The 11,251-nt window shown below is 69.9% G+C and carries 9 protein-coding genes and 1 pseudogene; 9 read left to right on the forward strand and 1 reads right to left on the reverse strand.

The genetic code is table 11. The features are described 5' to 3' along the window. Positions 1 to 257: 257 nt before the first annotated feature. Complete coding sequence (locus E5671_RS00720; protein WP_160501889.1) at positions 258 to 1,091, reverse strand: SDR family oxidoreductase; 834 nt, start codon at positions 1,089 to 1,091, stop codon at positions 258 to 260. Positions 1,092 to 1,990: 899 nt separating this feature from the next. On the opposite strand from E5671_RS00720, the gene E5671_RS00725 reads away from it, so the two are divergent. From E5671_RS00725 to E5671_RS45210, 9 genes and pseudogenes are all read left to right on the forward strand, one after another. Next, positions 1,991 to 3,676, forward strand: coding sequence for a SulP family inorganic anion transporter (locus tag E5671_RS00725; protein ID WP_160501890.1), 1,686 nt, complete (start codon positions 1,991 to 1,993; stop codon positions 3,674 to 3,676). 241 nt (positions 3,677 to 3,917) lie between these two features. Continuing rightward, a complete protein-coding gene (locus E5671_RS45195; RefSeq protein WP_202120919.1) occupies positions 3,918 to 4,070 on the forward strand; it encodes a hypothetical protein in 153 nt (50 codons plus the stop codon). A gap of 78 nt (positions 4,071 to 4,148) precedes the next feature. Continuing rightward, positions 4,149 to 5,375, forward strand: a complete 1,227-nt coding sequence (locus tag E5671_RS00730; protein ID WP_160501891.1) for a hypothetical protein — start codon at positions 4,149 to 4,151, stop codon at positions 5,373 to 5,375. Positions 5,376 to 5,482: 107 nt separating this feature from the next. Further along, a complete protein-coding gene (locus tag E5671_RS00735; protein ID WP_160501892.1) occupies positions 5,483 to 6,010 on the forward strand; it encodes a hypothetical protein in 528 nt (175 codons plus the stop codon). Continuing rightward, entirely contained in the window at positions 6,007 to 7,278 is a 1,272-nt protein-coding gene (locus tag E5671_RS00740; RefSeq protein WP_336605612.1) for an MFS transporter, read from the forward strand. The genes E5671_RS00735 and E5671_RS00740 overlap by 4 nt, the downstream gene beginning before the upstream one ends. Before the next feature lie 82 nt (positions 7,279 to 7,360). Beyond that, positions 7,361 to 9,097, forward strand: coding sequence for a flavin-containing monooxygenase (locus tag E5671_RS00745; RefSeq protein ID WP_160501893.1), 1,737 nt, complete (start codon positions 7,361 to 7,363; stop codon positions 9,095 to 9,097). Between the two features lie 380 nt (positions 9,098 to 9,477). Continuing rightward, positions 9,478 to 9,660, forward strand: a pseudogene (locus E5671_RS47625) (aquaporin); the annotation flags it as partial. Positions 9,661 to 10,486: 826 nt separating this feature from the next. Beyond that, entirely contained in the window at positions 10,487 to 10,684 is a 198-nt protein-coding gene (locus tag E5671_RS45205) for a hypothetical protein (protein WP_202120921.1), read from the forward strand. 121 nt (positions 10,685 to 10,805) lie between these two features. Continuing rightward, positions 10,806 to 10,982, forward strand: a complete 177-nt coding sequence (locus E5671_RS45210) for a hypothetical protein (protein WP_202120922.1) — start codon at positions 10,806 to 10,808, stop codon at positions 10,980 to 10,982. The last annotated feature ends 269 nt before the right edge of the window (positions 10,983 to 11,251 follow it).

The raw sequence follows: 11,251 nt of genomic DNA on the forward strand, positions 1-11,251 counted from the left end.
CCAACAGGTCGTACATATTTATGATGTTTGTCGAAGAGGAACCCTCACGACGTGATCAGCTGACCTCAGCATCAAGGTTCCGAACGCCTTACCCGGCTTTTCGCTCGGTGGATTCGCCGTCCAGGGCGCCTACCGGGCTCTCTGCTGCGGCTGCAAGACTTCATCGACGGCGTGACGCGGTGCGGCGCGATCGGGCTGGACGCCAGCCGGCGCCTCAGGGCGGCAGACGCTGAGTTCTCGGAGGATCAGTCACACATTCAGTGGCGACGATCACCTGACAGGAATTCGCGAGCCCCGCGCACCCTGGTGCGGAGACTGTGCTGGGTTTCGCTGCTGTCCAGACGCACGTCCAGTGGCCCAGGGACGCCTGTGTCTGCCCGTCGCCCCGCAGGCAGAGTGGCCGGGTCTAGGCCATCACGGTGAGCGATCAGGAGGCCGAGTTCGTGACGACTGACCGCGTCTGGACCTGCGACGTGACGGATTCCGGCGTGATCGGAGGACGCGAGTTCCAAGATCGCCGCGGCGAGGTCCGCCACATGCACAGGGCAACGGACATCGTCGGTGAACAGGGCCCCGTCACGGCGCCCTTCGGACAACTCATGCACCAACGTCTCGTGCTCGGAATTCCCATCGCCGATGATCAGCGACGTGCGGGCGATGACGGCTGCGGGGGCCAGCAGGCGGATCGCGGTCTCGGCAGCCGCCTTTGCGGCGCCATATGGACTGATCGGATCCGGTGTAGCGGCTTCGCCGTAGTAGATCTGGGCCCCGGAGAAGACCACGTCGCTGGATACGTGAACCAGCCGTGCTCCCCGGTCGGCCGCGGCCATCGCTACTCGGATGGCGCCCTCAGCGGTTGTCGCCCAGTCGGCCTTCCGGTAAGCCGCGTTGATCACAACTCCTGGATCCACTTCGTCGAGCACCGAGACGATCTCTTCGCGGTTACGGAGGTCAAGCGGCAGCCACTTGGCCCCGGAGAGGCGACCGGGGTTCCTCACGAAGGTCGCGGCAACGGCGTGCCCGGAAGCTGTCGCCTGGCGTACCAGTTCTTTGCCGAGGAATCCGCTGGCGCCAATGATGAGCATGGTCATGGCCCGACACACTATGCCGAGAAGGGCCGCTCAGCAGGGCGGCGAGGAGGCCTTGGGCTCAGCGCCGGCCCACCGCGGCGCCGCGGTTCACTAAAGATCCTCAGGAGATCGAAGCAGCCAACCCCGCGCCCGCGAGGGGCATCTGCGTCGTCACGGACAGCCTGTCCACCCCGCACCTGGCGGGAGCGCAATCCCAGATCAACGCCCGCGCCCGGCCCTGCATATGGGGCCGGCACCGCCGACGCGCTTACTACGGCGCCGGTATACGTACGCCGTTCGAGGAATCCAGAACCAGCCGTTCTGGAGAATGTCACGCATCCTGTCTTAACCTGTTGCGTGCTCACCAAAACGCAGGTCAGCGACGGTTATTACCCAAACCTTGGCCAGAATTCAATCTGTCGTTTACAGGTAATGCGATGGCAAAGTAGGCGCCATCGAGACGTGTCGCACCGCGTCCCGGATTTTCCCTTGCCCCAAGTTTCGCAGTGCTGTGCTTCACCGACCCGTCCCGGCCACACCGCGCCGACGCCCGAGGCCCGACGCCCGACGCCGCTCCGGAGCAGGAGGCCATCATGAAGTCACCGCTCGTCTCCACACGACGGCAGACACGGCCAGGGCCGTACATGGCCTTGCCCTCGCGCACGACGGAAGACCGCGGGGTCTCCATCGCGCTCGCGATCACCCCGGCATCAGCCAACCGGCCCCATTCACGCGGCACTCCGGGCGGCGTACGGCCCTCACTGTGTGCCGGCCCGTGCCGCACAGTCCTGCACCCCGGGCCACGCACACCGTCCGGGCGTACCGGACCTGACTGAGCGCCCCATTGACGGCTCCCTGGGCATCAGTGGACCTGCCCGTACTGGCCCCGTTCCTTCACGCCGACAAAGGAACCTTCACTCATGCCTTCGACTCACTCCTACCTGCGCGCCACCTTCGGCGAGTTACGCAGACCGGGCATCCTGCGCCAGGATGCGCTCGCCTCGCTCGTCGTCTTCCTCGTGGCCCTGCCCCTGTGCATCGGGGTGGCCGTGGCGTCCGGCGTCCCGGCCGAACTCGGTCTGGTCACCGGCATCGTCGGCGGGCTGGTCGTGGGCTTCTTGCCCGGCAGCACCCTGCAGGTCAGTGGCCCTGCGGCCGGACTGACCGTGCTCGTCTTCGAGGCGGTGCAGACATTCGGCCTCGGGATGCTCGGCGCGATCGTGCTGCTCACGGGCGTGCTCCAGATCGTGCTCGGTCTGTTGCGCTGCGGACGCTGGTTCCGCGCGATCTCCGTCTCCGTCGTCCAGGGCATGCTGGCCGGCATCGGGCTCGTTCTGATCTTCGGCCAGCTGTACACCATGGCCGGGATGCAGCAGCCACGCTCCGGCCTCGACAAGGTCCTCAACGCGCCCGGCCTACTCGTCCACGTGTTGCGGGACGGCGGTGCGCTGACCTCCGCCGCCGTGGGCCTGGGCACCGTCGCCGTGCTCGTTCTGTGGCCCAGGCTGCCCGCGCGGGCGCGGCTGGTGCCCGCGCCGCTGGCCGCCGTCGCGCTCGCCACCGGCACGGTCGCCGCGTTCCGGCTGGACGTGGTGAACGTGACGGTACGCGGGCTGTTGGACACCATTCAGGTTCCGGGCCTGGATGATGTGGCCGCGCTGGGCGGGCTGACCGTCATCGGGACCGTCGTCGCCCTCACGCTCATCGCCTCCGCCGAGTCCCTCTTCAGCGCGGCGGCCGTGGACCGGATGCACAGCGGCCCCCGGACCCACTACGACAAGGAGTTGGTGGCCCAGGGGGTCGGCAACAGCGTGTGCGGGATGCTCGGCGCACTGCCCATGACGGCCGTGATCGTACGCAGCTCCGCCAACGTACAGGCGGGCGCGCGCACGGCGCTCTCACGCATCCTGCACGGCGCCTGGCTGCTGCTGTTCGCGGCGCTGCTGCCCGTGGCGCTCGGCTTCATCCCCCTCGCGGCCCTGGCGGGCGTCCTCGTGCACGCGGGCTGCAAGCTCATTCCGGTCAAAGAGATCCGCCAGCTCGTGCGCCTGGACCGAGGCGAAGCGGTGATCCTGGGTGCCACCGCCGTCGCGATCGTGGTGGCCAACCTCTTCGAAGGTGTCCTGCTGGGCCTGGTGATGGCGATGGCCAAGTTGGCCTGGGACACCTCGCGCATCCAGGTCGACGTACGCGAACTGACCGGCGGCCGACTGGCGGTGGCCCTGACGGGGTGCGCCACCTTCCTGCGGCTGCCGCGCATCCTGGAGACGCTGGAGGCTCTGCCGAAGGACCGTCCGATCGAGCTGGACCTCACCGGCCTGCACCACCTCGACCACGCCTGCCGGTCCACGCTGGGGAGTTGGGCGGCCCGGCACAACGACGCCGGGATCGAGCCCGTCCGCCTGACCTCCGGTCCGGGCGGGAGCGTGAGTGCCGCGGCTTCGGCCCGGGACGCCGCCGCGCAGGCCAGCGCGCGGCTGCCCGGCGCCGTGGGTGTTGCCCAAGGGCCGTCCACCCGGCCGGCGCGGTCGGCGCGGGCGGGCGACGCGGGCGGGGGGTCAGGCCACGTCGATCCGGCAGAACGATCCGACGGGGGACGTGACTGATCGCAGGAGTACCGCACTGCTGAACTCGAAGTTGCAGGAGAGGGGCCGTGTGGGAGGCACTCGCGATGGCTGCTTCGCCGTGTCCCGATTCGGTCGCGTGGTACGAGCATCCATTTCGAGCCACCCGCCTTGACTATCCATTGACATGCGCTTGACCTTGTATTTACCTTCGGTCGGTGGTCCGACGAAGATCCATTTCGTTGCCCGTACCGCATATCCCAGGCACTCGAGGAGGTCCGTCATGGACAAGCTCATCAAGCAGATGACCCAGGACACCAACTGGTCGAAGTGGGTGGCCGCCAACTCGGCGCAGGGCGCCAAGGACGGCTGCATCAGCGCCACCCCGAAGGCCGGATGCATCAGCGTCGCCGGCAAGAGCGGCTGTATCTCCTGACCCACGCCCAGCCACGCCGGGGCCGCCGCCGTCCCCTCTCGGCGGCGGCCCCCACCCGCCACCCTCCACGGAGAACTCATGAGCCCGCTGCCCAGCCCACACGTCATCGACCGGGTCCGGGACATCCCCCTCTACCGCGCGTCCATCGCCCAGGGAGACTTCCCCATCCTGGAGAAAACCGAGATCGCCCGTGGCTTCCCGGACAACTGGATGACGCCCGGCCTCGCCGCGGCGCTGGAATCGGGCGACGCGGAGTACGTCCTGTCGACCGGCACCAACCACGCCAGGATGCAGCTGATCCGGCCGCCCTACTTCCTGCTCCGCTCCTACTACCGGCTGTGGAGCGAACACCCCGACCTGCGCGCCACCTGGGAGGCGGGCGCCAAGCGCATCTCCCTGACCACCGTGCTCGCCACCGAGCACGTCGCCCGCGTCAACGCCAAGAAGCCGGGCGCCACCCCGGGAGAGCGCTGGCTCGACGACCGTACGCTCTACCTCAACCGCACCCTCGACCCGGCCGACTGGGACGGAGCAGAGGTCCGCCGCATGCTCGCCGAGATCCATGGAATCAGCGAGGCCCACCCCACCGGCACCTACCATCTGGACTGCTCGGGGTACCACCTCGCCCACCTCGTCCAGAAGGTCGACGCCTGGGGGCTGTGGGACGAGTTCCCGCAGCCGGCCAGCATCGTCCACGCCTACGAGTACACCCCGCTGAACGTACGCGCCCTGCTGCACCGGCACTTCGACTGCCCCATCGTCGACCTCTTCGGCAGCACCGAACTGGGCTACCTCTACTCCAGCGACCCCCACACCGGCCGCTACCGGCCGCACCTGGACGACATGAGCGTCGAGCTCATCCCCGTCACCCCCGGCAGCGGCATCCACTGCCTCATCGTCACCAGCCTGCGCAACCCCTTCATGCCGCTCGTGCGCTATCGCTCCGGCGACTGCGTGCGCACCGACGACGGCTCCGCCGACCCCGAGCGCATCGCGGCCTTCTGCGGCCGGGAGAAGGAACTGCTCGACGCGCCGGGCGGACCCGTCGCCCAGGCCGACCTCGACGCCCGCGTCCACGACGCGTCCGACCGCGTCTTCCTCGCCCAACTGCGCCTGTCCGAGACGTCCGGCGACACCACCCTGCGCTACTCGACCTTCGACGGCACCCCGCTCGACGCGGCGCGGACCGCGCGCCTCGAAGGCCTCGTCAGTGAACTCACCGGCCGCCCCTGCACCCTGGAGCACCGGACCAACCTGCCGATCGGCCGCTCCGGCAAGTACGTCTGGCTGACGCGTGCCTCCTGACCGGTGCCGTACAGGCCACATCCCCGCCGCCCCCACCGGACCGGCCGGCCCCCTCCTGTCCGCCTCCGCCTCCGCCGTCCCCTCACGCCCGAACAGGACCCCACCCCTTGACCACGCCAGCAGATCCCGCCCCCACCGCCGAAGACCTCCTGGGCAGCGCGCTGCACGGGGAGGTCGTCGGGTATTTCACCGCGAAGACGCAACACCACCGCACGCATGTCGAGCACCAGGTGCGCGAGTGTCTGCGCTATCTGTACCTGGTCTCCCGCCACCCCGACCGCCTCGGCGGACTGTTCCTGCCGGTGGAGCAGGACATCGACGAGATCTGGCACTTCCTCATCCTGCAGACCCGCGAATACCAGGAGCTGTGCGAACAGCGCCTGCCCGGCGGGCACTTCATCCACCACCGCAGCATCGCCTACACCGACTACCAGGGCGGCGGCAGGGCCGACGAGGGACGCCGGACCGCGGCGGAGGAGGCCCTGCGCTGGATTCCGCTCTACACCGCCGCGTTCGGCCCGTTCGACGAGGACGCCCTCCCGCACTGGACCATCGTCCGCTTCCTCCACCAGGAGATGGACATGAGCCTGGCTGAGATCTCCTCCCTGGAACCCTCCGACGGGCCCACCGCGTGACCTCGGCGGCCCGCACCCCGCAGTTCACCGGGCCCCAGGTGCAACGCCGCATCCTGACCGTGCTCGTCGCCTCGCAGGCCCTGGGCGGCGCCGGAATGGCGGCGGGCATCACCGTCGGCGCGCTGCTCGCACAGGACCTCCTCGGCTCCACCGGCCTCGCCGGACTGCCCGTGGCCCTGTTCACCGCGGGAGGAGCTCTCGGCGCGCTGCTCATCGGCCGGATCTCCGAGCGGTGGGGACGCCGCCCCGGGCTCGCCCTCGGGCACACGGCCGCCGCCCTGGGCAGCATCAGCGTGATCGCCGCCGCCTGGTCCCGCACCGTACCCCTGCTCCTGTTCGCCCTCTTCGTGTACGGCGCCGGCACGGTCACCGGCCTGCTCGCCCGGTACGCCGGAACCGACCTCGCGCCGCCCGAGAAGCGCGGTCGCGCCACCGGCACCGTGCTCCTGGCCACCACGCTCGGCGCGGTGGCCGGGCCCGCCCTGGTCGGCCCCACCGGAACCCTGGCCGATTCCCTCGGACTGCCCCGCCTCACCGGCCCCTTCCTGCTGGCCGCCGTCGCCTACACGGCCGCCGCCCTCGTCGTCGCCCTCGGGCTGCGCCCCGACCCGCTGCTGCTCGCCCGCAGGCAACACCAGGACGCCGCCGGGCCACAGGCGGGCGAGCCGCGCGTCCGCCGCATCGCAATGGGGGTCGTCACCGGAGCGGCCGTGATGATCAGCGGGCAGCTCGTGATGATCGCCATCATGACGATGACCCCGGTGCACCTGGTCCACCACGGACACAGCACACAGATGGCCGGGGTCGTGATCGGCCTGCACGTGGGCGCCATGTTCCTGCCCTCTCCCCTGACCGGTCTTGCGGTGGACCGGGTCGGAAGCCTGCCGGTGGCCGTGTCCTCGGGAGGCGTATTGCTCGCCGCCGGTCTCCTGGCCGCCCTCGCACCGCCCGCCGGAGCGGCAGGAACCGCCCTGCTCGGCGCCGCGCTTGTGCTGCTCGGCATCGGCTGGAACATGGCACTCGTCAGCGGCACCGCGATGGTCACGGAGGCGGCGCCCGCCGAGGCACGTGCATCCACGCAAGGTCTTGTCGACGTGGGGATGTCCCTCGCCGGAGCCACGGGCGGCATGGTGTCCGGCCTTGTCGTGGCGGGCGGCGGCTACCGCCTGTTGGCCGTCTGCGGCGGAGTGCTCGCGCTCGCCGTGATCCCCCTCGCGGCCCGCGCCGCCCGCCCCGGGCACACCGTCCCACGCCCGACTGCGAGTTGACGCCCCCGCCCGGCGGCGTGCCATGCACCCGCGGGGCCCAGGCTCCCCAGCCCAGCACCCCAGCACCCGTCAGGAGAACGGCATGCCCAGCATCCCCCCGTCGCCGTCCCCGTCCCCGGCCCCGGCCACCGGTCCGCAGCTCGACGCCGTCGTGGTCGGGGCGGGCTTCTCCGGCCTGTACCAGCTGTACCGCCTGCGCGAACTGGGCCTGTCGGTCCGCGTCTTCGAGGCGTGCGACGACATCGGCGGGACGTGGCACCGCAACCGCTATCCCGGCGCGCGCTGCGACATCGAGAGCACGTCGTACTCCTACTCCTTCTCGCCTGAATTGGACCAGGAGTGGCAGTGGAGTGAGCGGTACGCGACGCAGCCGGAGCTGCTGCGCTACCTCCACCACGTCGCAGACCGCTTCGGGCTGCGCGCGGACATCACGCTGCGCACCCGCGTGACCCGCACGGTGTACGACGAGGACGACCACCTCTGGCAGGTCACCACCGATACCGGGGAGATGCTCACCGCCCGGTTCGTCATCCTGGCCACCGGCTGCATGTCGGCCGTCAAGGAGCCTGACATCCCCGGCGCCGCCGCCTTCGAGGGCCAGGCCCTGCACACCGCCGACTGGCCTCGCGAGGGCGTCGACCTCACCGGCAGGCGGGTCGCGGTGATCGGCACCGGCTGCTCCGGCGTGCAGGCCATTCCGCTCCTCGCCGAGCAGGCCGCCACCGTCACCGTCTTCCAGCGCACCCCGGTGTACGCGCTTCCCGCCCACAACCGTCCGCTGTCCGCCGAGGAGAACGCCGAACTGAAGGCACACTACCCCCAGTTCCGAATCGCCCAGCGGCAGTCCAGGGGCGGCACCGTCTTCGAACCGCCCACCCGGTCCGCCCTGGAGGCCGACGACGCCGAGCGCACCGCCACCTACGCGGCGGCCTGGGAGTCCGGCCTGCTCAGCGGCCTGCTGCGAACGTACAACGACATCCTCCTCGACCCGGCCGCCAACGAGACCGTCGCCGAGTTCGTCCGCTCCAAGATCCGCACCATCGTCACCGACCCCGCGACGGCCGAGACCCTGTCACCGCGCGGCCTGCCCTACGGCACCAAACGTCCCTGCCTGGACAGCGGCTACTACGCCACGTACAACAAACCGCACGTCACCCTCGTGGACCTCACCAAGACCCCGATCGTGGAAATCACGCGAAGCGGCATCAGAACCTCGGAGCGGAACCACGCCGTCGACGTGATCGTCTTCGCCACCGGTTTCGACGCCATGACCGGATCGCAGATCGCCATCGACATCGTCGGCAAGAACGGCACAACACTCCAAGAGAAGTGGGCCGATGGCCCTCGCAACCATCTGGGCCTCCTGTCGTCCGGCTTCCCCAACCTCTTCACCGTGATCGGCCCGCTGAGTCCGTCCGTGCTCAGCAACGCGGTGGTGGCCATCGAGCAGCACGTGGAGTGGATCACCGACTGCATCGCGCACCTGCGAGAGGGCGGCCTGACCGAGATCGACGCCACCGCGGCCGCCGAGGAGCGGTGGTGCGCCCACGTCGCCGACCTGGCCGGTCTGACGCTCTACCCGGCCGTCGCCTCCTGGTACACAGGGGCGAACGTGCCGGGCAAGCCCCGGGTGTTCCTGGCCTACGCCGGAGGCCTGGACCGCTACCGGGCGCAGTGCGACGCCGCCGCCCTGGACGGATACCGCGGTTTCACCCTCACCTCACTGGCGGACGTGGGATGGGGTCGTCCCAGGACGGGCCTTCTGCGAAATAGCGGCGGCGCCTCCGGTGGACCCCCGTACCCCCTACGGGATTTTTGACAACACCGCAGGATTCGGCAGCAGCCAGGGAAGTTCCGGCGGCAACGGCGGAGCCCGCGTCATGTGGTACCCCAGCAGAACCAACGGTCTCCCGTCCTGCAAACCCGCAGGCCGGGAGCCTTCGCCCCAGCAGGCACCGCCCTCCACCAGCTCAGCCTCGAGCCGCCAACCTGCCGGCCGACTGGGCTGTGCCGTTCCCCCAGCCCGGTGATGGGTGGCCCCCCGGACGGCTCTGCCGACGAGTGTCGCTGTGAGGCTCGTGCCCGCGGTCGGGTAATCAGGTGATCACGACCTGCAACCCTGACCAGGAGAAATTAGTGCCCCCCTTACGCATCTTCCTCGCCGAAGCCCTCGGCACCGCGATCCTGATCACCGGTGGCGTGGGAACCGCAGTCCTCGACGCCGACCGCGCCGGCGTACTCGGCGTCGCGCTCGCATTCGGCCTCAGCCTGCTGGCGGCGGCGTACCTGAGCGGCCCGGTCCCCGGCTGCCACATCAACCCCGCCATCACCGCAGCCATGGTCGCCATCCGCAAGACCGATGTCGGGCTGTTGCCTGCCTACCTGGGCAGCCAGGGCGTGGGAGGCCTGTTCGGGGCGGGCGCCGCTGATCTGGTTGACCGGTCACGGCAGAGCCGGCTTCACCGCCGTGGACCAGAACGGCACATCCACCATCGTCTCCGTCAGCGAGGCCGGCTTCGCGTCCAACGGCTACGGCGCCCACTCCCCCGACCACTACAACCTCGCCACCGTCATCCTTGCGGGAGTCGTGGCCAGCGCCGGGTTCGTGCTCGCCGTGTTCGCCACCACCACCCACGACTTCCCGGTGGCAATGGGCGGCCTGGAAGTCTGCCGAGGATGTTGTCTGATCGGCGCGGGCTCAGGGCGGGAGAGCCCCTGTCGTCACGGGGGCACAGGGGAGATCGTCCAGTTGGTGGCCGTGAATCCGGGGTTGATCAGTCGGCCGAGGTTGGGGGCGGCGGCCCGGATGTGCAGCGGGGTGACGGCCTCTGGGGAAGCCACCGCGTCCACGAACACCATAAAATCCGGGGCCCGCCAGCCTTGGCCGCCGATGTCGAGTGGGGTCAACACTCCAACGACGAGGGGCTCTACAGCGCGGGTGCTCATCTTCGGTCGGCCTCTTGCTCGCCCCTGCCGACGGGCTGGGGCACGGGGGCCCGCCCTACTGCTGGCGCCAGCTCACCGTGGCCGCCTTGGCCTGCCTCGGTGTGAGGCCATCCACTACCGCCGCGCCGGAACGGACGCACTCGGCGCGCGCAGCACCAACGGCACAAGGCCACCGGCTGCCCGCCTCCACGAGCGCGTAGGGCCAAGACCCGCAATTCCCCACCACACGGGCCCCGTCGGGCCTGAAGGAAGGGCGCCAGCCATGACCGACCGGCAGGAGCGAGCGTTCAACATCTCCAGTTCCTCCGCCGACTGGCGGGGCCTGGCCCTGTCAAACTTCGGGCTCTCACCGTTCGTGCTGAACCAGACGGTGTACGCCTCCCTCGAGGGATTCATCCAGGGCATCAAGTTCGAGCCGGGCGGTGCCCGCCGCGAGCGTGCGTTCAACAGCAGCGGCTGAGACGCCAAACGCCTGGGTGACCAGGCCGGCCGCGGCGGCGTGTACTGGAACGGCCAGACCCTCGAGTACGGCTCGCAGCCGCACCACCAGCTGATCGCATAACGCCATCCGGGCCAGGATCATGCAGTCCCCGGGCCTTCAGCACGCCCTGAGGTCCACCGCCGGGCTCACCCTGGCCCACCACGTCGACGGCACCGTCGAATCACCCACGACATCCCTGCCTGCCGCCGTGTTCCGTCGCATTCTCACCGACCTGCGCCGCGAACTCCTCGCCGAGCCGATGGAGACAGCGGCTTAGCCGGCGTCGTCCCTGGCCGCTATGTGCGGCCAGGGGCAGACGAGGAAGCCGGACCCAACAGGGTTGCGGCATCGACGCGTCTCCAGGACGGCCGCCCCCTGTGCGGGGCTGTGAATCGCACGTTGTCCGGTAGCGGGGTTAGCGAAGGCCCTACGCCCCCCTTCCCTGATGTTCCTGATGCTCAGTTGAAATCCGTTGGATGGGCGCCCATGGGACGTTGCACGGGCGGGGGCCGGGAACGGCCGCTGGCGCCACCTACATCTTCGCCG

The sequence above is a fragment of the Streptomyces sp. BA2 genome (assembly GCF_009769735.1).
GTDB lineage: Bacteria > Actinomycetota > Actinomycetes > Streptomycetales > Streptomycetaceae > Streptomyces.